Below are 25261 nucleotides of genomic sequence, written 5' to 3'. Positions count from 1 at the left end.
ATGTCGGTGGAATCCGACTACGACGAGCTGGATCGGCAGCTCGTGCATGCGCTCCGGATCGACGTTCGGGCCCCGTCCAGCGCCATCGCCGGGGTTCTCGGCGTGTCGGATCGCACCATCGCCCGCCGGTACGCCCGGTTGCGGTCAGCCGGGGCGGTTCGGGTGCTCGGCGGGGTCGACCCGACCGCGCTGAGCGCGGTGGTGTGGTTTCTGCGGGTGCGCTGCGCGCCCGCCGCGGCGGTCCCGGTGGCCGAAGCGCTGGCCAGACGCCCCGACACGTCCTGGGTGAGTGTCACCTCCGGCAGCACCGAGATCACCTGCGCGGTCCGCGCCGAGAACCAAGCCGACAGCGAGGCGCTGCTGCTGGCCGAGCTCCCCCGCACGCCCCGTGTGGAGGGGGTGACCGCGCACTCCGTGCTGCACGCCTGGTCTTTGGGGCTCGGCGCGCTGCCCGGTGATGCCTGCGACAGAAAGGCGCCTGCCGAGCGTTGCGGGGTCCATGGGTTGTCCGGCCCGGCGCCCGGGGGTTCCCGCCTTGCGATGCACGCGTGGGCGCCCTCGCCTGGAGGCTGGGGGCGCCGCGCGCTGATCCGGCCTGATCCGTGCGAGAGGGGCGCCGAGCGGGGCCGGCGGGTGGGCTCATCGAGCGGCGTTCAGCGGCACAGGGTGCGCAGGGTGGTGAGGCAGTCCGCGGCCCGGCGCTGCGGGTCGGTGTCGGTGCTGGCCCAGGCGATCCGGGCGTCCGGCCGGATGAGGACGGCGGTGACGTCCCGCCAGATCGGATGCGCTGTCTCGGTGTTGACGTTTCCTGTCCGCTGCTCCAGGCCATCCGCGGGGCACGGTGTCCGCGTCCCGGCGAGGTCCAGCAGCAGTGGTCGGCCGTGGTGCATCAGCGGGTGGGCGGTGGGTACGCCGGCTGTGTCCAGGGCGAGGCCGGCCAGTCGCGTGCCGTTCAGCGGATGCGCGCCGGGTGCGGTGTCGGCGGGGAGCGGGTCGTCGAAGCCGGCAATCCGGCGGGCCCACTGGCGGTTGGTCTGCGGTTCGGTGAGCGCGGCGGACCAGACCTCGCGCAGCGCGATCTGCTCCGGGCTCGCCGCCGCGAACAGGGCGAGCTGCGCGCGGGTGTTGTCGATGACGGCGCGGGCGGCCGGCCGGCGCTCCCTGTCGTAGCTGTCGAGCAGTCCGTCGGGCGCCCGGCCCTGGAGGGTGGCGGCCAGCTTCCAGCCCAGGTTGGTGGCGTCCTGGATGCCGAGGTTCATGCCCTGCCCGCCGGCCGGGAAGAACATGTGCGCCGCGTCCCCGGCCACCAGTACCCGTCCGGCCCGGTACCGCGCGGCCTGGCGGGTGGCGTTGCCGTAGCGCGAGAGCCACCGGGGGTTGCGGATGCCCAGGTCCCGTCCCAGTAGCGTGCGGGTCTGCTCGCGCACCTCCTCCAGGGTCAGTGGTTCGCCGGTGCCGTGGTGCATGGTGGCCGTGGACAGGCCCGCCAGTCGGTGGACGCCGTCGCCGATCGGGGCCGCCAGGAACGAACCGGCCGGCCCGGTGGCGGCGAGCGGCGCGGCGGGCGGATCGTCGAGTTCGACGTCGGCGAGCCACCCGGTCAGGGTGGTGTCCTGACCGGGGAAGTCGATGCCGGCCGCCTGGCGCACCGCGCTGCGGGTGCCGTCGCAGCCCACCACCCAGCGGGCCCGCACGGTCCGGTGGGTGCCGTCGGCCCGGATCACCACCTCGACGGCGTCCGGCCCCTGGGTGAGCGAGACGACCTCCTGTCCGCGCAGCACGCGGGCGCCCACGGCGACCGCGTGCTCCTCCAGGAGCTGTTCGGTGACGGACTGACCGAGCGCCAGCATGAAGGGGTGCGCCGCCCCGATGGTGGAGAAGTCCAGCCGGGTGGTCGCCGCGCCGAAGTGGCCGGTCGGCACCGGGGTGCCGCGTTCGATGAACCGCTGCGCGAGGCCGCGGGTGGCGAAGGTGTCCAGCGTGCCGGCCTGCATGCCGACCGCGCGCGAGCGTCCGTCCGGTGCCGCCCGGCGTTCCACGACGGTCACCTCCACCCCGTGCAGGCGCAACTCCGCGGCGAGCCAGAGCCCCACGGGGCCGGCCCCGGCGATGAGCACGTCGAGCATGACAATCACTTCCTCTCTGCTTTTCGGATGATGCGCCATGACGGCGGCACGCCGATGCGCTGGGACAGGGACGGCCGCCTCATGGCGTCAGGTGGGCGATGTGGCTCAGCGGGCGCTGCCGAGGTTCCGGTCGGCGTCGGCGCCTTCGAGCATGAGGGTGGTCTCCTCGATGCGGCGGAAGCGGCCGTCGGGGGCGAACTCGGCGAAGAGGTAGACCTCCATGCGGACGGTGGAGCCGTCGGTCTTGATGACCTCCATCGTGTGGCGGTCGGCGTAGCGGTCGCCGGACGAGAGTTCGTCGTGCACCTCGACCGAGCCGCCGGCGACGACCGTGCGCAGGTGGGCGATGTGGGCGAGGAACTCGGTGCGATTCGCCCAGCTTCCGTCGGTGCGCTGGCGGTAGTCGGGGGCGAAGTGCCGGTCGGCGGCCTCGTCGAGGTCGAGGCCCGGGGTGAGGAGCAGGTCGGTGAGGGCGGCGTGGGCGTCGGTGTGGTTCATGGGGATTCCTTCGGTCGGGTGCGGGAGTGACCCGCCATGCGTCAGTCCAAGATGCGTGCCCTGTGCACGCTTATTACCGTACAGGAAAAGCGTGCACTGTGCACGCTAATCTGGAGGGGTGCAGAACTCGACCGGATACGACATCGCCGATGCACTGGGCCTGCTCCTGCGGCGGAGCACTCACGCCCGCCTCTACACCCAGCTGACCGAGGGGCTGAGGGAAGCCGTCGAACGAGCTGAAACACCACTCTCACTCCCGGGGCCGGGACTGTGCACGGTCGAGCGAGAAGCGGTGTTGACAAGCCCGACGTGCGTGAAGGCCTGGGGGAAGTTGCCGAGATATTGGCCGACCTTGTTCAACTCCTCGGCGTACAGGCCGAGATGGTTGGAGTAGCTGTGCATCTTGTCGAAGAACAGCCGCGCCTGCTCCAGGTTCTCCGGGTCGCCGCTGCGCGCGAGGCAGTCGATGTACCAGTAGGAGCACATGCAAAACGTCCCCTCGGTGCCGGCCAGCACGTCCTGGGCCCCCCATCGGTGCGGTACCGGTAGACGAGTGAGTCCTCTACTAGGGTCTGTTGCGAAAGTGGATCAAGGTCGTAGATGATCACGGTCCGTGGGACGTGGTGACCTGACGAACGGCCAGTGGGAGCGACTGGAGCCGTTGCTGCCGGTGGGCAGGAAGCCGGGCCGTCCGCGGACCTGGACTCGTCGGCAGCTGATCGACGGCATACGATGGCGGACCCGGACCGGGGCGCCCTGGCGTGACCTGCCGGAGCGGTACGGGCCGTGGGACCGGGCCTACGACTTGTTCCGGCGCTGGCAGCGCGACGGCACCTGGAAACGGATCTTCGCGCAACTGCAGGCCGAGGCCGATGCAAAGGGCCTGATCACGTGGGACGTGAGTGTCGACTCCACCATCGCCCGCGCCCACCAGCACGCCGCTATGACCTGGCCGCCCCGTACGAAGCCCGACAGGGTCCGGGCCGACCGGGCGTACGACTCCCGCGCGAACCGCCCCTACCTGCGCCGACGCGGCGTGAAGTGCACCATCCCGGAGAAGGTGGATCAGGTCCGCAACCGCCAGAAACTCGGCTGCCGAGGCGGACGCCCTCCCGAGTTCGACAGGGAGGACTACAAGCAGCGGCATGCGGTCGAGTGCGGGATCAACCGGCTCAAGCGTCACCGTGCTGTCGCCACCAGGTACGACAAACTTGCTGTCCGCTACCACGCGACCGTGCTGGTCACCGCCATCAACGAATGGCTGTGACCAGCACCGTCGCAACGACCCTCAGATGACGTCGAATTCGTTGCCCTCGGGGTCCTGCATGGCGGCGGCATAGAGCCCCATGTCCGGCTCATCCTTAAGCCGCAGCACGGTGGCACCAGCTTCGACCAGCCTCTCCACCGTAGCCTTGACCCGCTGTGTGCGGACGTCCAGTGGGACGTCACGGCCCCCACCGACCTTCAGGTCGAAGTGCCACCGGTTCTTGGCGGCCTTCGGCTCCGGAACCTGCTGGAACCACACCCTCGGCCCACGTCCCGCGGGATCGATGATCGACTCCGGAACATCCCCGGCACCGGCTGGCAACTCTGCCTCGGGCACCCCCACCGCCGCCCAGTAAGCACGCCACGTGGCGTGCCCGCCCGGCGGAGGCTCAGGCACGTAGCCCAGGGCCTCGGTCCAGAACGTCACCATTCTCTGCGGATCGGAGCAGTCGATCGTCAGCTGCACTGTCATCTCCATGCTCGGAACATCCCAGGCAGGTCTGACACGATCCACTTTCACAACAGGCCCTAGTTCTTTTTAATCGGGACTGTACAACTAACGGCGGATCTGCTGATCAAGGGAGAGACGCCAGATGAGCGAGACCATCGCCGAGCAGGGCACCGTCGAAGATCTGCCGACCGCAGCGGACAGGGCGATGACGGATGACCAGCTGATTTCCATGCTGGTGGACCGGGCTCGCCGCGAAGGGCTCCAGCTGACCGGTGAGGGTGGGCTGTTGCAGCAGCTGACCAAGCGGGTACTGGAGTCCGCCCTGAGGGCGAGATCACAGACCACCTCGGCTACGAGAAGCACGAGGCGGCTGGGCGGAACAGCGGTAACAGCCGCAACGGCAGCCGGTCCAAGACCGTGCTGACCGATGTCGGCCCGGTTGAGGTACGCGTCCCACGGGACGTGGCCGGCACCTTCGAGCCGCAGATCGTCAAGAAGAGGCAGCGTCGCCTGACCGGCGTGGACGAGCTGGTGCTGTCGCTGTCCGCGAAGGGCTCACGCACGGCGAGATCGCCGCGCACCTGGCCGAGGTGTACGGGACGGAGGTGTCCAAGCAGACGATCTCGAACATCACCGACAAGGTGATGGAGGGCATGGCCGAATGGCAGGACCGGCCGCTCGACCGCGTGTATCCGGTCCTGTTCGTGGACGCTATCAACGTCAAGGTGCGCGACGGGCAGGTGGCGAACCGGCCGATCTACGTCGTCATGGCGGTGACCGTCGAGGGGCATCGCGACATCCTCGGGATCTGGGCCGGCGACGGCGGTGAGGGCGCGAAGTACTGGCTGCACGTGTTCACCGAGCTGAAGAACCGCGGCCTGGAGGACGTGCTCATGCTGGTCTGCGACGGGCTCAAGGGCCTGCCGGACGCGGTGGAGGCCGTCTGGCCTCGAACGATTGTCCAGACCTGTGTGATCCACCTCCTCCGGAACTCGTTCAGGTACGCGGCCCGCCAGGACTGGGACAAGATCGCGAAGGCGCTCAAGCCCGTCTACACCGCGCCGACCGAGGACGCCGCGACGGAGCGGCTCATGGAGTTCTCCGAATCCTGGGGAAAGAAGTACCCGGCGATCGTGAAGCTGTGGTCGGACGCCTGGGCGAGTTCGTCCCGTTCCTCTCGTTCGATGTGGAGATCCGCAAGGTCGTCTGCTCCACCAACGCCATCGAATCGGTCAACGCGCGCATACGCAAGGCCGTCCGCGCCCGCGGGCACTTCCCGAACGAGACCGCCGCCCTCAAGTGCGTGTACATGGCCCTGATGAGCCTGGACCCCACCGGGACGGGCCGCAAGAGGTGGACCATGCGTTGGAAGGCACCGCTCAACGCCTTCCAGATCGCCTTCGAGGGCCGTCTTACCCCAGCAAACCACTGACCAACTCAACAACCAAGATCAGCCGTTAAGTTGACACACCCGTTCCCGGGAGATGAATCCCACCTGCGGCATCAGCAGGCTGGAGGCGTCAAGGGTGTCGCTGCCTCGGTGTTGGATGAACGCGTTTCGCTTGTGGTTCCAGAAGTCGTCGTGGATGTCGTTGTAGATCTCGTCGCGGGTGAGGCTCCAGTGTTCGAGCGGCGCGGGGAGCGAGCGTCGCACGGCGATCTTGCAGGCGCGGTCGAGGGCGACTCAGCACAGCAGACGGGAGTACCGGAACTCCTGGGGGCCGCCGCGGACCTCCCAGATGCCGCTGTCCGAGCGTTGCCAGTTGGCGGCCACCCAGTTGGCCGAGTTTCGAAGGTGCTGCCAGAGTTCGCGTGTGACGGGCTCGACGACGTCGTACAGAGCGATCAGATCCAGAAGCTCGCCGTAGATGTCGAGTTGGAGCTGAGTGTATGCCTTGTTGCCGATGCTCACGGGGGCCGAGTCCTTGTACCCGGCGAGGCTGCCGAGCACCTCCTCGGGGAGGTCGGGCTGGCCGTCCAGGCGGTACACGATCTGCAGGGGACCGTGCTCTTGCGGTGTACCGCGCTTGTCCGCGTTGTTGTAGCAGTCCAGCACCCACTCGATGAACTGTCTGGGCTCCTCGGTGAAGCCGAGGCGAAGCAGGGTGGCGGTCGTCAGCGAGGCGTCGCGGATCCACGTGTAGCGGTAGTCCCAGTTGCGTGCGCCACCGACGAGCTCGGGCAGCCCGAAGGTGGCCGCGGCGGCGATCGATCCGTGGTCGATCGAGGTGAGCAGCTTCAGCGCGAGTGCGGAGCGGATGACCTCCTGCCTCCAATTGCCGTGGTAGGTGCAGTGGACCACCCAGTCCCGCCAGTACTTGAGCGTGTAATGGAAGGCGGTGTCGACCCAGCGATGCGTGGAGCTGGGCGACTGCGTGTCGGGGGACGCAGACTCCAGTACGAAGTCGGCCCGCTGGTCCGGCCCGAGGGTGAACTCTGCAACCGCGTCGCCGTTCTCGGTCCGCACCTCGATGTCGGTCGGGTGCTGCAGGCGCAGGGGTCCTGTGCCGTTCGTGTCCTTGGGCAGGAAGAACACCTCCCCGGGCCGCTCCTCGGCCCGGTGGGATGTGCGCGCGTAGTTGAAGCGGGGTGCGCAGCGGAGCTTGAAGCGGAAGCTGCCCTGGATGCCCTTCACTCTGCGGACGACGGCCTGCGTGTGGCGGATTTCGCCGATCGGCATGAAGTCGGTCACTTCGCCGATGCCGTCGTCGGTCAGGAACCGGGTGAGCAGGACGTTGGTCGCCGGCAGGCACAGCTGTTTGAGCCGCGCGTCATCCGCCGCAGGGTTGATCGCGAAGGTGCCGCCCGCGCTGTCGTCCAGCAAGGCCCCGAACACCGTGGGCGAAACGGGCGTTGGGCAGTCACCCGGCACCATCGGAGCCTCGGCATCTCCGGCATCTGGTCCTTCGGACCGCGGCGTCGTCGAGCCACTCGGCATCGACATCCGTGGCTGGCTCCGCACCATCCCCGCCGGCACCTCTACCGCCGCGGCCGGTGGATGCCGATCGACGACGGGCCCGGCATCGACAACTACCAACCGCACCAACCGGCAAGCGCCACAACCAGGAGGAAGCCATGACCGAGCAGGAGTACACCGAGTCCTGACGCGCCGCCGTCGCCAGCCTGCACCATGGCGGCGACCCGGAGCAGGACCACCTCGTCGACGAGATCCAGCACCCGGAGTCCACCGAGGCGCTGTACGAAATGGCGTCACGGTGCAAGGGGGTGACCGGTTGAGTGGCGCGCGCGCCTGCAAAAGACGGGGTCTGGAGCCGGAAGAGCCACCCGACAGCAACCGGTTCGCCGCGTGAACGTACGTGCCGCGCCCCGATCGTGGGGCGCGGCATCAGCTCGGCAGCAGGCGGCGGCTGGTACGACGGCTTTGCGTAGGCCTCGGGCCGCAAATTCCTGGTCTGCCTGCACCGGTTCAGTTGAAAACGAGTACGTCCGTGCGCATCGGAAGCGGGCTGCCCCAGCCGATGTTGATCTTGAATGTCACGACTCCGTTGCCGGGGGCGATGCTCGACACCTGGAAGGGCGCGGCACCGACGAACCGGTTCCCGTTGGCATCGATCTCGGAAGCCGTGATGACGACGGTCGAGTTCACCCCGATGACATTCCAGGGGAGCTGAAGGTTGAACGTCCCGTTGCCCGGGGTCCACGTCCACCAGGCCCGCCATACCGCGCCGACGTTGCCGCCGATCGCGAGTCCCTCTTCCCGGGGGGCGATGTGCGAGGTCTCTTTGATCTGCGGCACCTTGGAGGTAGCGGATGCATTGGAGGTGGTCACGACGGCACTCCTCACAACCTGGGAGGGCCCGAGAAGCCCTCCGGATACTAAAAGTATCCACGAGTACACTCAGCGTAATAATCCCTCGTTAGGGTGAATCTCACCCAGCCGGTCGCGCCGTTGCAGTGGCGCTGCCGAGACAAGTGCTATCGCCAGCTGGCCAGCGCTGGTGCCGCCTGGCGGCCTGTCACGTGGGAGCTCCCACCTTGCGAGCGTGAGATTGGGGGAGGTGCCGCACATCGCGGAGTGGCGTCGGCACCTCCCCAGCGCCCGTCATGTGGAACGCGGCATACCGGGTACTTGTGCTGTCCTCGTTGTTGCCCGTGGCCTGATGGTCATCCGGGGCGGTGGGCGTGTTCTGGTGTGCATCCGGTTCGGGGTGTGGGTGAGGATGGCGGAGGCGGCGGTGAGCAGCGGCGTGGTGGCGTGGCTGGAGGCGGAGCTGGCCCAGGTCGAGCAGATCGCTCGGGATGCCGGAGCCGACGTGTGGCGGGTTGATGACCACCCGGCTGGCAACGTGGCCGTCTGCGACGGCGTTGGCGAGCCCGTGGTGTACGACGAGAGCGTGCCCACGGGGGAACAGGCCCGGCACATCGCCCTTCACGACCCGGAACAGGCCCGGCACATCGCCCTTCACGACCCGGCCGCGATGCTGCGCCGGGCCACAGCGGACCGGAAACTTCTGGCCGACCACGCGAACGACCATGGCAGTTGCTGGGTGTGTGCGGGGCCAGAGTGGGCCTCCGACGACGCCGAGGGAAACCGGGAATGGTCCAGGACGGCGGTCCCTTGGCCGTGCCGGACGGTGCTGCTGCTCGCCGAGGGCTACGGCTGGACCGAGGGCCTTGAGGACTGCTGTTGAGCCACGCAGACGCTGGCTGGCTCAGTATGGCGGCAGCTTGGACAGGATGAATACGATGCGAGCCTCATCGCCGTGGAGACCACTGCCGATCACGTACATGAGGTCGAACGGTGGATCAAGGTCGTCGCCGGGGATGGTGAGGACCCGGCGGTAAAGGTCGCCCCTGTAGGGCTGCCCCAATTCACGGTCCCAAAGGCGCGCAGGCGGGCCGCGTAGCTCTCGTGGGCCTCGATACGGGGCCGCAGATAGCCGTCCGCGACCCGCATCGCCTCCGCGACGACCTCACGCATCAGATCGTCCCGGCCATCGAAGTGGTAGGAGATCATCCCCGCGCTGCTCAGCCCCGCGCGCTGCGCGATCTTCGCGAACGAGGCCCGCTGATATACCCGACCTCCGCGATGACGTCGATCGCCGCGGCGACGATCTGGGCACGGCGCCCCGTCTCCGTGAAGGAGAACCTGGCCCTACCTACCCTAGACAAGTCACATCTTCCCAGTTCAGAGCGGCATCTCCGTTTTCGTCTCCAGACGCTGGAACGGCCATTGGCCGGTGGATCCGGGCTCAGTAGCAGGTCCCGGACCTCATGCGCTCAAGGCCGGTGAGCCGCTCGTGAGACGTCACCGAGCAGGCACTTGTCGTACCCGTCCTGGTAGATGCGACCGGCTCGGATCTCTCGTGGGCGGTCGTTGCCACGTTCATCGTCTCTTCAACCGTAGGGAGACCACGGTCAGGTCCCGCAGTTCCTCCGGCGCATTCGGATGGTCGCCGGCGGCTATTTCGGCCAGCGTGTTGAACGATCCCGGATACACCATGACCGAGATGCCATTGCGCTGCAGGCAGGCGAATATGGCAAATTCCTCAAGGAAGTACGCTGACGAAAGGTCGAGTCGGCATTCCCGCTCGGAATTCGTCAATCCTTCGTCGCGGCGCAGGTTGTAGGCCTGCCCGAACCGGCGGATCGATTCGCCGAATCCGGGGTCCGTCTCGAACAGCTCGACCAGCCGGGCGTGATAGCCGGAATAGGTCTCCCAGGCCTGGACCTCGCCGCAGGTCATGAACTCGAACTTGGTGCTCTCCCGGAAGACTTCGAACACTTCACGGTTGGCGTCGACGAACTCACGCCCGAGCCTTAGGGCTTCGGCCTTGGCCGGCGCTTCAGCCAGCCCCCGGGTCGCGGCCAGGGTGAGCCGGTGGATGCTGTCGCCGACCAGGACCGTGCAGTGCTCGAAGCGCCTGGACACCCACCTTGCCATCGCGGCGACCTTGGCTGTGCTGAACTGTGTGTTCTCCAGGCTGATACCCAGGAAGCAGGATGCTTCCCGCTCGAAATCGTTGCGCCGACCGGGTGGCTCGACGCCCGAAACATTCGCTCTGTAGCGTGCCGATATCGATGCTGGACGCTGGATTGGTTGGTCGCCAGTCACAAACTCCCCCTTCTTGTCAGGGCATCTCGCCCGACATAAAATAATATGTCATATGTGAAGCTGGCGCCAAGATCCGAAGGCATGCGATGTGGAGCCCTCCGGTACTGGCCGATGGGCCGTCATGCCATCTCAATCAGGCTTCTGCGGTGGGGAGTTCGACAGCCCACCAGCCCCTCCCCCCGCCAAGCTCGCCTTCGCCCGCGACGCCGGTGCCGTCCCGGTCTGGATCCGCTTTCGGCAAAGGCGGCATCGACGCGCCGGACGGTGTTGCCGTCATCGACCTCCGATGGGTGGTTCGCCAGCTCCAGCACACTGCAGCCACCGGTCAGGCGTTCCAGCAGGCGCGGAACGCAGTACTGCTCGTCGAGTTCGACGGTTCCCGGTCGGCGAGGCGGTTGACGAGCAGCTCGGCGAAGGTGGCGCGCAGCCGGGTGAGGTCGCGGCAGCGGGCGCCGAGCGGGTCTGTACGGTCTTCGGTATAACTCCCGATCATGGAAGTAGCACCTGATGAGTGACATGACTGTCTCGGTTGAGGCGGTTGAAGAGACCCGGCCGGTCGAGCTTGCGGCGGAGCTTCTGGATGACCGGAAGAGCAGCAGGGGCCGGCTCGCGTAGCCGGCCTCCCGGGCCAGGTGTGTCCAGCCGGCGGCTCTGCCCTGTAGTCGGCCCTGGCCCGTCACTCAGGCCGCTGTGGCGAGTGCCCGAGCGGGCTGCGTCTGCTCGTACGCGTGCCCGACCCGCAGGAGCGTGGGCTCACCGAGGGGCCGGCCGAGCAGCTGCATACCGATCGGCATGCCCGCCGAGTCGTGGCCGACCGGAACGGTCAGGGCGGGCACTCCGGTGATGTTGGCGGGGGCGCAAAGGCGCACGTAGGCGTCGGAGACGCTCTCGACCGTGCCGTCGGGCCAGGTGACCGTCTCCTCGTCGGCCCCGACCGCGGGCATCGGGACGCTCGGGGCTGCGATCACGTCGACCTCCTCCAGCATCCGTGCCCACTCGGCGCGCATGAGCGTGCGGGAGCGTTGAGCGCGTACGTAGTCACCGGCGCTCATCAACTCGCTTGCCTCCAGGAGGATGCGGACGTCCTCCTGGTACAGCTCGGGGACCGTGCGCAGGCTGCGTTCGTGGTAGGCGCCGGCCTCCGGCACCATCAGGCCCCACTGGGTGGCCTGGATGTAACGGGTCATCGGGATGTCGACCTCGACGAGCTGTGCGCCCAGGGCTTCCAGCTGCCCGATGGCGTGCCGAACGGCGGTCTCCACCTGCGGGTGGACGTTGTCGAAGTAGTAGGTGCGCGGCAGGCCGATGCGCAGCCCCGTCAGGTCCGTGCCGGCACCGGGCCGGTAGTCCGCGGCGGGCACGGACAGCGAGGCGGGGTCGCGCGGATCGTGTCCGGCCAGCGCGCTCAGGACCAGGGCTGCGTCCTCGACGGTGCGGGTGACCGGGCCGACGTGGTCCAGCGACCAGGACAGGGAGGTGACGCCGTGACGGGGGACGAGACCGTAGGTCGGCTTGAGGCCGACGACCCCGTTGAGCGCGGCGGGCACCCGGATCGACCCACCGGTGTCGGTGCCCAGGGCGAAGGTCGCGGTGCCCGACGCGACGGCGACCGCGGAGCCGCCGCTGGAGCCACCGGCGACCCGGCCGCGGTCCCAGGCATTGCGGGTCTGCGGGGTGGTCAGGCCGAACGCGAACTCGTGGGTGTGGGTCTTGCCGAGCAGGATCGCGCCGGCTGCGCTCAGACGCGCGGCGACCGTGCTGTCCGCTGTCGCGCGATGGTCGGCGCGGACCCGGGAGCTGGCCGTGGTGGCCATCCCGCTGACATCGATCAGGTCCTTGAGCCCCATCGGGATGCCGTGCAGCGGTCCCCGGTAACGGCCTTGCGCCGCTTCGTGTTCGGCTTCGCTCGCCGCCCGGCGCGCCTGCTCCGCGGCGACCGTGACGTAGGCGCCGAGGTGCGGCTCCACCTTCTCGATGCGATCGAGGACGGAGTCGACCAGTTCGACGGGGGACAGTCGGCGGGCACGCATCGCGTCCGCGGCAGCAGCGAGGGACAGCTCATACGGCTGCATCGTGCTTCTCCTCTCCGGCGCGGTAGGCGGCGGCGGGCGGGACGTCCGCGAAGTCCAGCTCGCGCAGGACCGCTACGACGCTGTGGATGTGGTTGGCGACCGCGGCGACCGCGGCGTGGCGCTCGGCGGGCAGCACGAGTCCGGTGCGGGCGGCCCAGCGGGCGGCCTCCGGTGGTGTGAGTTCGACGGCGGACATGGATGTTCTCCTTCTCGGTCAAGGCTGGAACGGTGGAGTAACCGGGGCCCTAAAGGCCAAGGGTTCGCTTTAGGTGACTGCAGGCGCCGCGGCTGCTCGGCGGCCCGTGCGGGGGCGGCCGGGCGGCACCGGCCGCGTGATCAGGCCGCGGTGGCCGGGATCTCGACGCCCTGCTCGGCGAGCAGCCGGTAGCGGCCGTTCTCCCGGCGGACGGTGCCGGCCGTGGGCTGCGGGAAGTGGGTGCCCAGGAGCAGCGCGTCGGTGTCCGCCAGGGCGTCGAGCAGCCGGCCGCGGGTGCGGACCGCCTGGGCCGGGTCGATGTCGACGCAGCTGTTCACGTGGGGGTGGGACAGCTGCACGGGGTGGTGGATGCTGTCGCCGGTGATCAGCGCCCGGCGGTCGCTGCCGCGAAGTTCCACGGCGACCTGCCCCGGGGTGTGGCCCGGAGCAGGGACCAGGAGGACGCCCGGCGCGACCTCGTGCCCCTGCTCGGGCACGGGCACGAGGTCGTACTGCCCGGCGTCGCGGATGGGGTGGACGGAGTCGCGGAACATCTGGGTGCGGGCCTCGTCCAGGTCGGTGGCGGCCCAGTGGTCCCATTCGGTGCGGCTGGTGAGGTAGCGGGCATTGGGGAAGGTGGGGACCCAGTCCCCACCGACGAGGCGGGTGTTCCAGCCGACGTGATCGGTGTGCAGGTGCGTGGTGATCACCAGGTCCACGGACTCGGGCGGGAAGCCAGCCGCCGTCAGCCGTTCCAGGAAGTCGGTGCCGAGACCGTTCCAGGCCGGGTTGGCGCGGATCTTGCCGTTGCCGATGCCCGTGTCCACGACGATCCGCAGCCCGCCGGTCTCCACCGCGAAGCTGTGGCTCGCCAGCCGCGGGACATCGGCGTCGGCGAAGTCGGGGCGCAGCCACGGCGCCTCGTCGAGCACCTCCTTGGTGGCGCCCGGCAGCAGCCAGGGTCCGGTCTGCCGGGGCAGTCCGATCTCGTCGACGCGGCGTACGGCGATGTCGCCGAGGCTCCATCCCGTGCTGGTGAAGGGGGTGGCCCGACGGGGCGGGACAGTGCTCATCGGTGGGTCCTTTCGGATGGGACGGTGCGGTGCGGGAAGGCAGGACTCGGTCAGGCGGTGCGCGGCTGCCGCCCGGCGCGGGCGAGGCCGATCAGGGTCAGCAGGATGGCCGTCACGGCGTAGAGCGAGACGGCGGTCTGCAGGCCGAACAGGTTGGTCAGCAGGCCGGCAAGAACGGCGGGGCCGCTCATGGCGAGGTAGCTGAGGACGTAGTAGGCGGCGAGCGTGCCGGCGCGTTCGCCCGGGGCGGCCGGGGGCAGCAGCAGGCGCAGGGCGCCCTGGGTGACGGCGCCGAAGCCCGCGCCCGCCAAGGCGGTGCCGGCGAACAGCGCGGGCAGGCTGTGCAGGTGCGGGCCGCTCAGGGTCAGCAGGGCCCCCGGGATCAGGAGCGCGGTGCCGGCGAGGCTCACAGCACGGGCGGGCAGCGCCCGGGCGGAGTGACCGGCGAGGCCGGCCGCGGCCGTCAAGGTGAAGAAGACCAGGCCGCCGGTGGCGCGGGCGGCGTGCGGGGCGATGAGCCGGGCGAGCGAGGGGCCGAGGGAGGAGTAGAAGCCGCCGAGGGCCCAGGCGGCGACGACGCCGGGCGCGGCGAGCGCCATGGCCGGCCGGGAGGCGCGGGCGACGGCGATCGTGGGGCGCAGTGAACGCCAGGCGCCGGAGCTGGGTCGGGCGGTCTCGGGGGTGAGCAGGACCGCGGCCGCCTGCGCGGTGAAGAGTAGGAGCAGCAGCAGGTAGACGGTGCGCGTGGGGGCGGGGGCGTACTGCACGAGGGCGGTGGCGGCCAGCACGCCGGCCGCCATGCCGGCCACGGGGGCGATGCCGTTGGCGGCCGTTGCCCGGCCCGGTCGGTCGGGGTCCTCGAAGTCGAGCAGGGCGGCTCCGGCGGCGCTGGTGGCCACTCCGGTAGCCAGCCCCTGCAGGATCCGGGCGGCGATCAGCGCCGGCACCCCCTGTGCAGTGGCGAATGCGGCCATCGCGGCTGCTTCCGCCAGCAGCGCCGCGGTGAGGACCGGGCGCCGGCCCAAGTGGTCCGAGAGCGTGCCCGCGGTCAACAGCGCCACCAGCAGGGCGAGCGCGTAGGCGCTGAACACGACGGTGAGAGTCATGGCCGAGAAGTGCCATGCGGCCTGGTAGAGCGCATAGAGCGGGGTCGGTGCGCTGGAGGCGGCCAGCAGGCCGACCAGGACCGAGGCGTGCAGCGGGAAAGCGCCGCGACGGCTCAGCACGGGCAGGCGGCGGGGACGGGACGGCAGAGCTGTGACGCTGGCCATGGATGCACCTCCGAGCCTTAAGGCGAATGCTTTGCATTAAGCACTCTAGACCCGCGGCCCCCCGGAACGCAAATATTTAGCTTTTAGAGGGCGGAAGGGGTGCGACGCGGCCGAGTGCCACTGCCACCAGGCGGTCGGTGTAGGCCGCGGACAGGTCCGAGGGGCGGAACAGGATCCGATACATCAGGGGGGCGACGACGACGTCCAGGAGGGTCTCAACGTCGGGCACGGCCTCCCCGCGCCCGGCCGCGCGCACGCCGACCGCCTTCAACTGCTCGGCGGCGTAGTCGGAGCAGCGAGCCGCATTGCCCTGCTCGGGGTCCCCCAGCAGGGCGTCGCGGATGTACGTGCGACCCGCCGTCGAGGACATCTCCTCAGCGAACTGCACGGCCCACGCCTCCAGGTCCGCCCGCAGGCTGCCGTGGTCGGCCGGCGGGGTGTCGGGGCGCAACCGCTCGACGGCGACGTCGGACAGCAGTTCCCGCAGGTCCCCCCAGCGCCGATAGACGGTGGACGGCGTCACTCCCGCGCGGGCGGCGATCAGCGGCACGGTGAGCGCATCCCGCCCCACCTCCGCCTCCAGATCACGGACGGCCTGGTGCACGGACTGCTGGACGCGGGCACTGCGCCCGCCGGGGCGTGTGGTCGCTCGGGCACTCATGCACACAGTTTAATGCGAAGAAGTTGCGTCTGACTGGACATCGACCTGGTCGAACCGCCACGAGAGCTGATCCCACCCGGCCGCGACGCGGCGCCGGCATGCGACCCGGACGGACGCGCCAGCCTGCCGCCAAGGAGCCGGTGGAACGCACCTTCGGCTCCATTCTCAGGAGGCCTACACCGTGCCGGCATCCGCACGGCGTCAAGGAGTGGGCACTCGATCCCGCTCTCGCCCAGCGCCTCTGGGCGGTCTCGACCGACCTGCTCAGCACCTGACCTCCCGACGCCACGGCACCCCACGCTCGGGGCGGAGGTGCCGGCATCAGGAGCCACAGCGGGAGTCACCGCGGGAGCTACGCAGCTCGCCCTCGAAGAAGTACCCGCCGTCGTGCTCCCCGGCGCCGACGGCGAGCAGCGGCGCCGTGGGATGGAAGGCCAGCGCGTGCACCGGGAAACGCGTGCGGAGCACGGCTCGGCAGCCGAGGTCCCCGGTGCCGTAGACGTCGGTTGCTGAGGGCCGTTCGACTCGGAAGCGCAGACGACTCACGTACAGCGAGCTCAACGCCATCCTGGGCTGACCCGCAGCCACCTGCTACGCCGCATCCGCTCCGTCCCGCAGCAGGAGGGAGCGGACAATGCGCATCAGCCGCTCGCCCGCGTGCCCGACGCTGCCGTTCTGGGCGCTCACCTGGGCTCCCTCGAGGAGGAAGGTGAGCTCCGCGGCAGCCTCGTCCGGGTCGGGCAGCCCGGCCCGGGTGCACAGTTCGGTAAGACGGCGCAGCTGGCCGGCCTTGTGGGCCTCGATCAGCCGCCGTGCCGGGTGAGTGCGGTCGGGCAGCTCCGCGAGGGAGTTGATGAACGGGCAGCCCCGGTGGGAGAGCCCCGGTAGCCCGTCGGCGATGAACCGGGCCATGCCCAGGATCTGCTCCCGAGGCTCGTCGGGGTGCTGCTGCGCCAGCCGGTCGAACACGGCGGTGTAGTCCGCGGCGACGATCCGCAGCCACTCCTCGACCAGCGCGTCCTTGGTCGCGAAGTGCCGGTATAGCGCCATCTTGGTGGTCGCGGCCCGGTCGGCGATCGCCTGGACGCCGACCGCCTTGATCCCCTCGCGTGAGAAGAGTTCCTCCGCCGCGTCGAGGATCCGCTCCCGGGGCGGCAGTTTGGCCACCCGGCTCTGCCTGCTGACTCTGTCCACGGCGGCAATGCTACGGTACCGACCAGTCCTTTGCGATACCGATCGGTCTCATCAGATACCGATCGGTATGGCGAATTGGATGTCGAGCCTCCCGAGCGGAACGGAACGGACGAAGATGAAGCTCTCCGAGTACGCGACCTACGACGGCATCGGCCTGGCCGAGCTGGTGGCCCGCGGCGAGGTGACCACCGCGGAACTCGCCGCGACCGCCCAGCTGGCGTCCGACGCGGTGAATCCGCAGCTCAACGCCGTCGTGGAGACCTGGCCCGCCGAGGACGCACCGACGCCCGACAGCACGCCGCTGGCCGGGGTGCCCTTCCTGATCAAGGACCTCGCCATCGCGATGGCCGGCAAGCGCACCGAGCTGGGCAGCCGGCTCGCCGCGCGGAACGTCGCCGGGGCCGACTCCTCGCTCATGGCCCGCTTCCGCCGCGCCGGACTGGTGACGCTCGGACGCACGGCAACCCCGGAGTTCGCGTACAGCACCACCACCGAAGGCGTCCTGTACGGCGCCACCCGCAACCCCTGGGACCCGGCCCTCAGCCCCGGCGGCTCCAGCGGGGGCTAACCGCGGGCATCGTCCCGCTCGCGCACGCCACGGACGCGGCGGGCTCCCTCCGCGTCCCCGCCGCCGCCAACGGCCTGTTCGGACTGAAGCCGACCCGCGGCCGGACATCCATGGGCCCCGACGCGGACGAGGTCTTCAACGGGCTTGCCGTCCACGGCGTCCTCAGCCGCTCGGTGCGCGACAGCGCCGCGCTGCTGGACCTCGTCCACGGCCCCGAGGTCGGCGACCCCTACACGGCCCCGCAGCCGGAGCGGCCCTACGCGCAGGAGGTCACCCGCTCGCCCGGCAGTCTGCGGATCGGGCTCGTCACGCAGCCCTGGGGTGGCCGGGCCGTCGACGGCGCCGTCCTCGACGCCACGCTGCGCGCCGCCCGACTCGCCGAGTCACTGGGACACCGCGTGACCGAGGTCAGCGTCGAACTCGGCGTCGACTGGGAGGAGTTCGTCCTGGCCAACGCCCGCCTCTGGAGCACCAACCTGGCGACCTGGATCGACGGCTTCGCCGCAGCCTTCGGACGGCCCGTAGACTCCACCACCCTGGAACCCGAGACGCTGGCAAGCTACGCCTACGGACAGCGGGTCGGCGGGGCCGAGTTCGTCCACGCGCTGGCGATGCGCAACAGCGTCGCGCGCGCGATCGGCCGGTACTTCACCGGCCACGACCTGCTGCTGACGCCAACCCTGCCCGAACTGCCAGTCCCGCTCGGCACGTACGCCGCGGGGGCCGAGGGCGCAGACGGCCTCGGCTGGATCCGGCAGGTCCTCCACCGCTCACCGTTCACCGCCGCGTTCAACGTGGCCGGCACCCCGGCGATGTCCGTCCCGGTGGAGAGCGACCCCGCGAGCGGACTCCCCATCGGCATCCAGTTCGCCGCGGGGTACGGGCGCGAGGACCTGCTCTTCCGGCTCGCCGGGCAATTGGAGCAGGCCGCCCCCTGGGCGCTGCGGACCCCCGCTGTCTGGGCGGGCGCGCAGCAGACCACCTGAGCTCAGCCTGCCTCTACCCCGGTCGGGTCGCCGAGCAGGCGGCTCGCTCGACGGTGGCGGACCTGCTGGTTCGGGTCGCCCGCCTGCGCGAGGTAGCCCTGGTGCAGGAGGCGCGACACGGCCAGGGATGCCTCGGCGGCGACACGGCGTTCGGGCTCGTAGGTGTCCAGCAGGGACGGAGCGAAGTGACCGTGCAGGACGGCGGCGAGCTTCCAGGCGAGGTTGTGGGCATCCTGAATCCCGGTATTCATGCCCAGGCCCCCGGCGGCGCTCTGCACGTGGGCCGCGTCGCCGGCCAGGAGGACCCGGCCCCGACGGAAGGCGGCGGCCATGCCGATGGCGGCCTCAGGGGAACACGCGGAACACGAGGGCCGCGACGTCCTTGCCGTCGGCGTCCGGGCAAGGCACCAGCGAGTAGCCGTCCGGGTCGACGAAGCAACCCGGCACCAGGCCGGCCGGGTCGTCCAGCAGCAGCCAGCCCTCGGCGAAGTCGCCGGGCTCGGTGGTGAGGTCGAGGCTCTCGGGGTCGAAGCGGTCCTTGGCCATGCCCTCGGTCGGCTCGGCGGCCCGGTCCCAGAGCTTCGAGGTGGGCGGCCGCCGGCGCAGCACGCCCAGCGCCCAGCCGGTCATCGGCATCACCGCGTCCTGCCACGAGTTGAGCTCGCGTCCGTACAGCGCGAGCAGGCCGCAGACGGTCGCCACCCGGTAGCCGCCCTCCTCCCAGTCCACCTCCACCGGGCGGGTGTCGCCGTACTGCGACAGCACCGCGCGCACCTCCCCGGCTACGTCGTCCAGCACCAGGTAAACCGGCCGCGGTCCCTTGCCCGCCGGGCCGCCCACCGACTCCCCGCCGAACGGGGAGCCGAACCTGGCGGTCTCCGCGCCGCCAAAGTCCATCTCGATCCGAACGGAACGGGGTGCCGTCGGTCGGCAGTTCACCGGCATCGAGCGCGGGCAGCGCGGCGAACAGAGCGTCAAGAGTCCCGTCAATGTTCATGGCCGGTGAGGCTAGCGGGCCCCTCCGGCAGGCGGCGCGGGCGGACAATGGGAGGGGTGTCCAGCACGACCGAACTCCCCGGTCCGCGACTACCTGCGCCGCCAGTCGGCCCCGGACGGAGGGCCGGTCAGGACGACGGGCTGACAGGCCGACGGGCCGACGGGCCGTCCGAGTACGGTCGGTACCCGGACGGCCCGTCGGCCTCGGCGCGGTTCAACCGATGCGGCGACTCAGAAGAAGTCGCGCTCGATGATCTCCTCGCGCTCGATGACCTCGTCGCCGCCGAACAGGCCGCCGAAGATGCCGTCACGCTCGACGACCCGCTCCCGCTCGACGATCTCCTCGCGCCCAAAGTCGTCGCGGCGGACGATCTCCTCGCGCTCGATGATCTCCTCCCCACCGAAGAAACCGTCCCGCTCGATGATCTCCTCGCGCTCAAAGTACTCGCGCACGGCCTTCTCCCTGCTTCTGTCCACGTCTTTTGACGTTCCGGCAGACGTGACGATAACGCACCCCGGTTGAGTGGCGCCGAACGCCCCTGGACCTGCGACCCTTCAGGCGGTGACCTGCTCGCCTCAGGCGTCGACCTACTCGCGCAGCAGCTGTACGAGCAGCTCCCCGCCGACAGGCGGGGCGGGTGTGGCCGGGGTAGGCCCGGCGCCACCAGTGCACCGTGCGGTCGGCGGGCCCCTCGTCTGCGAAGGCCGGGTCGTTGTCGCGGACCTTGGTAAGCCACCGGGCAGCCGGAGCACGACCCGATCCCGGCCCACCGGCGGCACTGCCCTGCGCAAGCAGACCCAGAAGCGGCCGCCTTCCCGGTCGCTGATCAAGTCAGCGCCGATTGGTGAGCAAACCGAGCCCACATCTTGCATGATCAGAAGATGGCCCAGGCGTCCCTTGGCAGGCGGCCCTCTGTGACAGGCTCGGGTGAGACGTCCCGTTTTAGCGGGTTTGTGTAGGGACTGCGCTGCCAGGGATGCGGCCACAGCGCCGCGCAGCTCACCGACGGGTACTGCATCTCGTGCTGCGCACCAGCGCCCCGGCTGGTCGTCGATGACCCGGCGCCGACCGTACAGCCCCCTACACGCCGCCCGCACCGCGACCGGCGCTGCGTCCGGTGTCGGCCGCAGCGGCGGTATCCCGGGCCCTGGAGGCCGGCGGGCACCGGTTGCGGGTCGACGATGGCGGAACGGCGATGACCCGCCTTCCCGCCAGTCAGCCCGGCGGCAAGAAGAGGGGTGGCTCGGCCTCGACGCCATACCTGTACGACCGCCCCCAGTGTCAGGCACCGGTCGGGCGGCCACCGCGTCCCCCGGCGACGGTGCCGCGGGCCAGGCCGCCGTGCGGGAGCAGCGGGGCAAGGAGGGGGTGGACGGGCATGGTGGTGGCGGCGGCCTGGCGGGCCCGGGCCGCCGGCGAGGTCTGTTCGAGGAACTCGGCGAGGGAAGGCTTGGCGACGGCAGGGGCGGTGCGGCGTCCCCGGCACCGGCCCCGTCACCAAGCGCACCCCCGACGGCTGGGAGTCCGCCCCGAAGTGCGGGTGCCACGAGTCCGGGCACTGACCGTGCCCACCACCACGCCCCCGGCCCGCTCCCGGCCCGGGGCCGGACGTCACGCCCCACCCGGCCGAACCCACCCACCATCGGAGGTTCTGGCTGTTCAGCCAGGTGCCCAGCGACGTCCCGCCTTCCTTGTGCGTCCGCGGGACCCTCGAGTGCCCCTTCCGCTCCACGAACGCCGCCAGCTCCTGGTCCTCCTCGAAGCCGGTCGCCGTCAACAGGTCCCGCTGTTCCTGTTCGAGCTCCGCCCAGCCGGCCCGCTGCGCCCGCCCCCCGGCCGAACTGCTCACCCTCGAACGCGGTCCCCAGCGGCAGCTGCGCCCATTCGACGCGGCCGTCCGACTCCAGCCACCACGGCCGGGCCACGGCATGTCCACTGCCAGGTGATCAGCCAGGTGAGACACAGGCACGTCGATCTCCATCCAGCACGCCCTGGCGGGTCGCGGGCTCGCCTGCTGGCACCCCGGCCGCCGACCCCAGGGCGCCGACCTGCCTGGCGGTCTGTCCGGCGCTCCGGTGGCTTGGAACATGCACATCTCCAAACGGGGTGGCAGCGTGGAGGAGTCACGACCCGAACGTGCGGGGACGGGCGGGATGCACAGAGTGGACAGCCATGCCCCTGGGAACACGGAACCGGGCGCACCGAGGAAACGCCGGTCCGCCCGGGATGGGCTGCGCTCGCGGCTGAGGGTGAATACTGTCGCCGGGCAGGTGTTCCTGTGGCTGCTGGTCGTCGTGGTGCTGCTGGTCGCCGCGGCGCTGACCGCGCTCATCTTGCAGACCCGGAACTACGCCACGAGTGATGCGGAACACCGCACGCATGCCGCAGCCATCATCTTGGCTCACTATCCCGGAGCGGCGGCCGCTCTGGACAGCGCCAATCCCACTGCGGCGCTGCAGCCACTGGCCGTGGACGTGAAGAACCGCGGCGGCTTCGACTACATCGTGATTTTCGGCATCAACGGGATCCGCTACGCCTCCACCGACCATCCCGAGCTGATCGGAAAATACGTCTACGGCCTTCACTGGGAAGCCCTGAAGGGGCCGCTCAGCTTGGTCGAGAACACACCGATGGGAGTCCAAGTGGACACCACCGCGCCGGTCACCAGGCCGGACGGTTCGGTCGCCGGCCTGATCCAGGTCGGCTACTACGTCGAGAACACAGCCAGCGCCGTGAACCGGCAGCTACCGGTCCTGTTCGGTGGTGCGGCGGCCGCGCTCGCCGTGAGCATGGCCGGGGCGGCACTGGTGCGGCGGCGGCTGCGCCGTCAGACGCGCAGCCTGGGCCCGGCCGAGATGACGCGGATGTACGAGCACCACGACGCGGTGCTGCACGCGGTCCGCGAGGGCGTGCTGATCGTCGGCGGGGACGGACGGGTACTGCTGGCGAACGACGAAGCCCGGCGGCTGCTGGAGCTGCCGCCCGATGTCGAAGGGCTGCCGGTCACCGAACTCGGGCTCGATCCCGGGCTGGCCGACCTGCTGGCATCCGGGCGGGCCGCCACCGACGAAGTGCACCTGGCCAAGGACCGGTTGCTCGCCGTCAACAGCCGGCCGACCGAACCGTTCGGCGGAGGATCCGGCAGTGTCGCGACGATCCGTGACACCACCGAGCTGCGGGCACTGGCCGGCCAGGCCGAGACGGCGCGGGCCCGGCTGCAGCTCCTCTACGACGCGGGGGTGCGGATCGGCACCACCCTGGACGTGGCGCGGACCGCCCAGGAGCTCGCCGACGTGGCGGTTCCGCGGTTCGCGGACTTCGCCACGGTCGAGCTGGCCGAGCCGGTGCTGCGCGGTGACGAGCCGCTCCCGGACCCGGGCACCGCGCAGGGCCCGCGGATCCGCCGCGCCGCCGCCAGCGGCGGCAGCGACGGCAGCGACGGCAGCGGCGGCAGCGACGACCGGCTGTTCTACCCGGTGGGCTCGCAGATCAGCCCGCTGCCCGGCACCCCGGAGGCGATCGCCCTGGCGAGCGGGCGCGCCACGCTGGCCGCCGACCTTCGCCAGGCGCACGCCTGGCGGGCGCGCGACCCGCAGACCGCCGACCGGATTCTCGCGTACGGGGTCCACTCGATGATCTCCGCGCCGCTCAAGGCACGCGGCCTGACCCTGGGCACGGTCAACTTCTGGCGCGCGGGAAAGTCCGAGCCGTTCGGGGAGGACGACGTCTCCTTCGCCGAGGAACTGGTCGCCCGCGTGGCGATCACCGTCGACAACGCCCGCCGCTACACCCGCGAACACCGGATGGCCGAAACGCTGCAGCGCAGCCTGCTGCCCCGCGGGCTGCCCGAGCAGGGCGCCATGGAGGTGGCCTACCGCTACCTGCCGGCGCGGCGAGAGGTCGGCGGGGACTGGTTCGACGTCATTCCGCTGCCCGGCTTCCGCGTGGCACTCGTCGTCGGCGACGTCGTCGGCCACGGCCTGCACGCCGCCGCCACCATGGGCCGGCTGCGCACCGCCGTACTCAACTTCTCCACCCTCGACCTGCCCCCGGACGAACTGATCGCCCGCCTCGACGAACTGGTCGCCCGGCTCGACCAGGACGAGGCGGCCGCAGGAGAAGGCGACATCGAGGGCGAGCAGACCGCCGTCACGGGCGCCACCTGCCTGTACACGATCTACGATCCGGTCTCCGGACACTGCACGATGGCACGGGCGGGCCACCCACCTCCCGCTCTGGTGCACACCGACGGCAGCGTGGAGTTCGTCGCCCTGCCCGCCGGGCCACCGCTCGGCGTCGGCGGCCTGCCCTTCGAAACCACCGAGCTGCGGCTGGCACCCGGCACCGCTCTGGTGCTCTACACCGACGGGCTCGTCACTGACCGCGACCGCGACCTGGACAACGGACTCACCGCACTGCAGGCCGCTCTGGCCGACCACCATGCCGACGGATCCCCGCAGAACACCTGCCGGGCCGTGTTCGACACGCTGGTCCCACCACGCCCGAGCGACGACATCGCACTCCTCATCGCCCGCACACGCCTCTTCGAGCCCGATCAGGTGGCCACCTGGAACGTACCCCACGACTTCGCCGCCGTCTCCCGCATCCGCAACGCATGCACCGACCAACTGACCGCCTGGGGCCTGGAGGAGCTGACCTTCACCACCGAACTGATCCTCAGCGAACTGATCACCAACGCCATCCGCTACGGCACCGAGCCGATCCGCGTCCGCATGCTGCGCGACACCAGCCTGGTCTGCGAGGTCTCCGACGGCAGCAGCACCGCCCCACACCTGCGCTACGCCACCACCACGGACGAGGGCGGCCGGGGCCTGTTCCTGGTGGCCCAGATGGCCGAGCGGTGGGGAACCAGGTACACGGCCCGCGGCAAGGTCATCTGGTCCGAGCAACCACTGACCGCACCCGAGTTCCAGTTCGAGGCGATGCTGCTATAACCCCCCGGACGCTGCCGACCCTCGACAGGCTGCGGCAGGACCGCAGCCTCGACGCCCTTACCTGCAGGCTGGGACCGCTGGCCTGCCGCTGAGCGCCACCGCGTACAGCATCTGGAAGACCGTCGGCCTGGCCGCCAGCTTTCTCGCCTTCGCCTTCCGGACGACCCTCGCCCGCCTCACCTGGACCGCCTGATCCACCGCCACCCTCGCCATGGTCTGGCAAAACAACCCCGAGCCGGGCCGCACCGTCGCCATCGGCATCACCGCAGCCGCCATCACCACCGCCTCCCTCCTCGCCCTGCGCGGCCTGCCGATGCCTTCGTGCGCCAGGCGTTGCCTGATGCCGTCGTCGTACCCGGAGAGGTAGCCGCCGCCGACGGCGAGCAGGGTACGTCCGAATGCGGCCAGGGTCTGTTCCACGACGACCCTCAGCGGGGTCTCCGCGAGCGCGCAGTAGTGGGCGGGGCGCGTGGCGGGGCGCGCCCGGCGGCGGGCGGGAGGCCGGTCACGGCCGAGCGGCCGACGACGGTGAACGCGCGGCCCGCACAAGACCACCCCGACCGTGGCCTCGGACGTCTACACCGAGAACGGGTCGAGCGGAGGGACCGGGGTGCCCGGCACGTTCACCTTCACCCCGAAGGGAGAGGAGCGCTGACGTGGCCGGCTACACCTACTCCTTCAACTGGGCCCCGGGCACCACGGTCACCGCGGGAGCCCATGGTGCCGCCCAGATCTCATGGACCCCGAGCCAGAGCGGCTGGTACGACTTGCAGGTCTACGCGACCACCGAGGATGGCGTCCAACTGGCGCCGTACGACTACTCCTTCACCGTCAACTAACGGTCTCCATCCAGGCCGGGCATGACCGACAG

Annotated in this window: 25 protein-coding genes and 4 pseudogenes; 8 read left to right on the top strand and 21 right to left on the bottom strand. The window is 70.3% G+C overall.

Annotated features, from left to right (window positions below; genetic code table 11):
- Positions 1–132: pseudogene (locus ACZ5ON_RS18355) on the top strand (AsnC family protein); the annotation flags it as partial.
- Positions 133–653: 521 nt separating this feature from the next.
- On the opposite strand, the gene ACZ5ON_RS18350 reads toward ACZ5ON_RS18355, so the two are convergent.
- The 3 genes from ACZ5ON_RS18350 to ACZ5ON_RS18340 form a co-directional block, all read right to left on the bottom strand.
- The gene (locus ACZ5ON_RS18350; RefSeq protein ID WP_465593132.1) at positions 654–2126 is read right to left on the bottom strand and encodes an FAD-dependent monooxygenase; all 1473 of its coding nucleotides are present in this window, start codon (positions 2124–2126) and stop codon (positions 654–656) included.
- Between the two features lie 105 nt (positions 2127–2231).
- A complete protein-coding gene (locus ACZ5ON_RS18345) occupies positions 2232–2624 on the bottom strand; it encodes a nuclear transport factor 2 family protein (RefSeq protein ID WP_465593129.1) in 393 nt (130 codons plus the stop codon).
- Positions 2625–2816: 192 nt separating this feature from the next.
- A complete protein-coding gene (locus ACZ5ON_RS18340; RefSeq protein ID WP_465593126.1) occupies positions 2817–3110 on the bottom strand; it encodes a glycoside hydrolase family 15 protein in 294 nt (97 codons plus the stop codon).
- 127 nt (positions 3111–3237) lie between these two features.
- Here ACZ5ON_RS18340 and ACZ5ON_RS18335 point away from each other — a divergent pair, with 127 nt between their 5' ends.
- A complete protein-coding gene (locus ACZ5ON_RS18335) occupies positions 3238–3891 on the top strand; it encodes an IS5 family transposase (protein WP_465593123.1) in 654 nt (217 codons plus the stop codon).
- A 21-nt stretch (positions 3892–3912) separates the two neighbouring features.
- Here ACZ5ON_RS18335 and ACZ5ON_RS18330 read toward each other — a convergent pair whose 3' ends face one another.
- Positions 3913–4368 carry a VOC family protein gene (locus ACZ5ON_RS18330; RefSeq protein ID WP_465593120.1) on the bottom strand — a complete coding sequence of 152 codons (456 nt, stop codon included), beginning with the start codon at positions 4366–4368 and terminating at the stop codon, positions 3913–3915.
- 178 nt (positions 4369–4546) lie between these two features.
- On the opposite strand from ACZ5ON_RS18330, the pseudogene ACZ5ON_RS18325 reads away from it, so the two are divergent.
- A pseudogene (locus ACZ5ON_RS18325) lies at positions 4547–5773 on the top strand (IS256 family transposase).
- Between the two features lie 18 nt (positions 5774–5791).
- On the opposite strand, the pseudogene ACZ5ON_RS18320 reads toward ACZ5ON_RS18325, so the two are convergent.
- The 3 genes and pseudogenes from ACZ5ON_RS18320 to ACZ5ON_RS18310 form a co-directional block, all read right to left on the bottom strand.
- A pseudogene (locus tag ACZ5ON_RS18320) lies at positions 5792–7216 on the bottom strand (glycoside hydrolase family 15 protein).
- A 155-nt stretch (positions 7217–7371) separates the two neighbouring features.
- Positions 7372–7518 (bottom strand): hypothetical protein, encoded by a 147-nt coding sequence (locus ACZ5ON_RS18315; RefSeq protein ID WP_465593117.1) that lies wholly within the window; start codon positions 7516–7518, stop codon positions 7372–7374.
- Between the two features lie 250 nt (positions 7519–7768).
- On the bottom strand, positions 7769–8131 hold the full coding sequence (locus ACZ5ON_RS18310) for a hypothetical protein (protein ID WP_465593114.1): 363 nt from the start codon (positions 8129–8131) through the stop codon (positions 7769–7771).
- A gap of 406 nt (positions 8132–8537) precedes the next feature.
- On the opposite strand from ACZ5ON_RS18310, the gene ACZ5ON_RS18305 reads away from it, so the two are divergent.
- Positions 8538–8993, top strand: coding sequence for a DUF6221 family protein (locus tag ACZ5ON_RS18305; RefSeq protein WP_465593111.1), 456 nt, complete (start codon positions 8538–8540; stop codon positions 8991–8993).
- Between the two features lie 89 nt (positions 8994–9082).
- Here ACZ5ON_RS18305 and ACZ5ON_RS18300 read toward each other — a convergent pair whose 3' ends face one another.
- The 8 genes from ACZ5ON_RS18300 to ACZ5ON_RS18265 all read right to left on the bottom strand — a co-directional run bounded on the left by ACZ5ON_RS18300 (position 9083) and on the right by ACZ5ON_RS18265 (position 15690).
- Positions 9083–9319, bottom strand: coding sequence for a hypothetical protein (locus ACZ5ON_RS18300; RefSeq protein ID WP_465593108.1), 237 nt, complete (start codon positions 9317–9319; stop codon positions 9083–9085).
- Positions 9320–9688: 369 nt separating this feature from the next.
- On the bottom strand, positions 9689–10417 hold the full coding sequence (locus tag ACZ5ON_RS18295) for a tRNA-dependent cyclodipeptide synthase (RefSeq protein ID WP_465593105.1): 729 nt from the start codon (positions 10415–10417) through the stop codon (positions 9689–9691).
- Positions 10418–10742: 325 nt separating this feature from the next.
- Positions 10743–10910 carry a hypothetical protein gene (locus tag ACZ5ON_RS18290; protein WP_465593102.1) on the bottom strand — a complete coding sequence of 56 codons (168 nt, stop codon included), beginning with the start codon at positions 10908–10910 and terminating at the stop codon, positions 10743–10745.
- 187 nt (positions 10911–11097) lie between these two features.
- A complete protein-coding gene (locus ACZ5ON_RS18285; RefSeq protein WP_465593099.1) occupies positions 11098–12489 on the bottom strand; it encodes an amidase in 1392 nt (463 codons plus the stop codon).
- The gene (locus ACZ5ON_RS18280; RefSeq protein ID WP_465593096.1) at positions 12476–12685 is read right to left on the bottom strand and encodes a hypothetical protein; all 210 of its coding nucleotides are present in this window, start codon (positions 12683–12685) and stop codon (positions 12476–12478) included. Before ACZ5ON_RS18280 ends, ACZ5ON_RS18285 begins: the two co-directional genes overlap by 14 nt.
- 140 nt (positions 12686–12825) lie before the next feature.
- Entirely contained in the window at positions 12826–13758 is a 933-nt protein-coding gene (locus tag ACZ5ON_RS18275) for an MBL fold metallo-hydrolase (protein WP_465593093.1), read from the bottom strand.
- 50 nt (positions 13759–13808) lie between these two features.
- The gene (locus ACZ5ON_RS18270) at positions 13809–15029 is read right to left on the bottom strand and encodes an MFS transporter (RefSeq protein ID WP_465593090.1); all 1221 of its coding nucleotides are present in this window, start codon (positions 15027–15029) and stop codon (positions 13809–13811) included.
- A gap of 76 nt (positions 15030–15105) precedes the next feature.
- Entirely contained in the window at positions 15106–15690 is a 585-nt protein-coding gene (locus tag ACZ5ON_RS18265; protein ID WP_465593087.1) for a TetR/AcrR family transcriptional regulator, read from the bottom strand.
- 140 nt (positions 15691–15830) lie between these two features.
- On the opposite strand from ACZ5ON_RS18265, the gene ACZ5ON_RS18260 reads away from it, so the two are divergent.
- Complete coding sequence (locus tag ACZ5ON_RS18260; protein WP_465593084.1) at positions 15831–15965, top strand: hypothetical protein; 135 nt, start codon at positions 15831–15833, stop codon at positions 15963–15965.
- A 46-nt stretch (positions 15966–16011) separates the two neighbouring features.
- Here ACZ5ON_RS18260 and ACZ5ON_RS18255 read toward each other — a convergent pair whose 3' ends face one another.
- Both ACZ5ON_RS18255 and ACZ5ON_RS18250 read right to left on the bottom strand, forming a co-directional pair.
- Positions 16012–16251, bottom strand: coding sequence for a hypothetical protein (locus ACZ5ON_RS18255; RefSeq protein ID WP_465593081.1), 240 nt, complete (start codon positions 16249–16251; stop codon positions 16012–16014).
- Positions 16252–16281: 30 nt separating this feature from the next.
- The gene (locus ACZ5ON_RS18250) at positions 16282–16884 is read right to left on the bottom strand and encodes a TetR/AcrR family transcriptional regulator (protein ID WP_465593078.1); all 603 of its coding nucleotides are present in this window, start codon (positions 16882–16884) and stop codon (positions 16282–16284) included.
- Positions 16885–16999: 115 nt separating this feature from the next.
- Here ACZ5ON_RS18250 and ACZ5ON_RS18245 point away from each other — a divergent pair.
- Positions 17000–18438 (top strand): annotated as a pseudogene (locus ACZ5ON_RS18245) (amidase).
- A gap of 2 nt (positions 18439–18440) precedes the next feature.
- On the opposite strand, the gene ACZ5ON_RS18240 reads toward ACZ5ON_RS18245, so the two are convergent.
- The 3 genes from ACZ5ON_RS18240 to ACZ5ON_RS18230 form a co-directional block, all read right to left on the bottom strand.
- Positions 18441–18770 (bottom strand): FAD-dependent monooxygenase, encoded by a 330-nt coding sequence (locus tag ACZ5ON_RS18240; protein ID WP_465593075.1) that lies wholly within the window; start codon positions 18768–18770, stop codon positions 18441–18443.
- Positions 18771–18783: 13 nt separating this feature from the next.
- Entirely contained in the window at positions 18784–19335 is a 552-nt protein-coding gene (locus tag ACZ5ON_RS18235; RefSeq protein WP_465593072.1) for a hypothetical protein, read from the bottom strand.
- A gap of 330 nt (positions 19336–19665) precedes the next feature.
- Positions 19666–19887 (bottom strand): hypothetical protein, encoded by a 222-nt coding sequence (locus ACZ5ON_RS18230; protein WP_465593070.1) that lies wholly within the window; start codon positions 19885–19887, stop codon positions 19666–19668.
- 1797 nt (positions 19888–21684) lie between these two features.
- Here ACZ5ON_RS18230 and ACZ5ON_RS18225 point away from each other — a divergent pair.
- Positions 21685–24390, top strand: coding sequence for a SpoIIE family protein phosphatase (locus tag ACZ5ON_RS18225; RefSeq protein ID WP_465593067.1), 2706 nt, complete (start codon positions 21685–21687; stop codon positions 24388–24390).
- A 57-nt stretch (positions 24391–24447) separates the two neighbouring features.
- Here the strand turns inward: ACZ5ON_RS18225 and ACZ5ON_RS18220 are convergent, their stop codons facing one another.
- Positions 24448–24810: a hypothetical protein gene (locus ACZ5ON_RS18220; RefSeq protein WP_465593064.1), complete on the bottom strand. Its 363-nt coding sequence runs from the start codon at positions 24808–24810 to the stop codon at positions 24448–24450.
- A 236-nt stretch (positions 24811–25046) separates the two neighbouring features.
- Between ACZ5ON_RS18220 and ACZ5ON_RS18215 the strand changes: the two genes are divergently transcribed.
- Positions 25047–25229: a hypothetical protein gene (locus ACZ5ON_RS18215; protein WP_465593061.1), complete on the top strand. Its 183-nt coding sequence runs from the start codon at positions 25047–25049 to the stop codon at positions 25227–25229.
- The last annotated feature ends 32 nt before the right edge of the window (positions 25230–25261 follow it).

The sequence above is a fragment of the Kitasatospora sp. NPDC032150 genome, assembly GCF_055579945.1.
This window is presented reverse-complemented; position numbering and strand designations above follow the sequence as displayed.

Bases quoted from the DNA above. Each gene is read 5' to 3' on its own strand.
- ACZ5ON_RS18350 (WP_465593132.1), bottom strand. From the start codon at position 2,126: ATGCTCGACGTGCTCATCGCCGGGGCCGGCCCCGTGGGGCTCTGGCTC.
- ACZ5ON_RS18345 (WP_465593129.1), bottom strand. From the start codon at position 2,624: ATGAACCACACCGACGCCCACGCCGCCCTCACCGACCTGCTCCTCACC.
- ACZ5ON_RS18340 (WP_465593126.1), bottom strand. From the start codon at position 3,110: ATGTGCTCCTACTGGTACATCGACTGCCTCGCGCGCAGCGGCGACCCG.
- ACZ5ON_RS18330 (WP_465593120.1), bottom strand. From the start codon at position 4,368: ATGGAGATGACAGTGCAGCTGACGATCGACTGCTCCGATCCGCAGAGA.
- ACZ5ON_RS18300 (WP_465593108.1), bottom strand. From the start codon at position 9,319: ATGATCTCCTACCACTTCGATGGCCGGGACGATCTGATGCGTGAGGTC.
- ACZ5ON_RS18290 (WP_465593102.1), bottom strand. From the start codon at position 10,910: ATGATCGGGAGTTATACCGAAGACCGTACAGACCCGCTCGGCGCCCGC.
- ACZ5ON_RS18285 (WP_465593099.1), bottom strand. From the start codon at position 12,489: ATGCAGCCGTATGAGCTGTCCCTCGCTGCTGCCGCGGACGCGATGCGT.
- ACZ5ON_RS18280 (WP_465593096.1), bottom strand. From the start codon at position 12,685: ATGTCCGCCGTCGAACTCACACCACCGGAGGCCGCCCGCTGGGCCGCC.
- ACZ5ON_RS18275 (WP_465593093.1), bottom strand. From the start codon at position 13,758: ATGAGCACTGTCCCGCCCCGTCGGGCCACCCCCTTCACCAGCACGGGA.
- ACZ5ON_RS18270 (WP_465593090.1), bottom strand. From the start codon at position 15,029: ATGGCCAGCGTCACAGCTCTGCCGTCCCGTCCCCGCCGCCTGCCCGTG.
- ACZ5ON_RS18265 (WP_465593087.1), bottom strand. From the start codon at position 15,690: ATGAGTGCCCGAGCGACCACACGCCCCGGCGGGCGCAGTGCCCGCGTC.
- ACZ5ON_RS18240 (WP_465593075.1), bottom strand. From the start codon at position 18,770: ATGGCCGCCGCCTTCCGTCGGGGCCGGGTCCTCCTGGCCGGCGACGCG.
- ACZ5ON_RS18235 (WP_465593072.1), bottom strand. From the start codon at position 19,335: ATGGACTTTGGCGGCGCGGAGACCGCCAGGTTCGGCTCCCCGTTCGGC.